The sequence below is a fragment of the Oceanobacillus alkalisoli genome (genome assembly GCF_022213125.1).
GTDB classification, from domain to species: Bacteria; Bacillota; Bacilli; order Bacillales; family Amphibacillaceae; genus Oceanobacillus; species Oceanobacillus alkalisoli.
In genome coordinates, this window is sequence record NZ_JAKNRA010000071.1 from 1 (window position 1) to 251 (window position 251).

Here is a 251-nt window from a genome sequence, read left to right on the forward strand (position 1 = left end):
ATGGACAACAGGTTGATATTCCTGTACCACCTCATGATCGTTATGAGCGATGGGGGAACGCAGAAGGATAAGGAATGCGCACGGATGGAAGTGTGCGCCCAAGCAGTGAGAAAGTCAGATAGGCAAAATCCGTCTGGCAATTTCAAGCTGTGATGGGGAGGGAAATTGAGTACCGAAGTTCCTGATTTCACACTGCCGAGAAAAGCCTCTAGCCAGATCACAGGTGCCCGTACCGCAAACCGACACAGGTA

The 251-nt window shown here is 50.6% G+C and carries 1 rRNA gene; it reads left to right on the top strand.

Features of this window, described 5'->3' with window-relative positions:
• Window positions 1-251, top strand: a 23S ribosomal RNA gene (locus L3V42_RS18185); the annotation flags it as partial.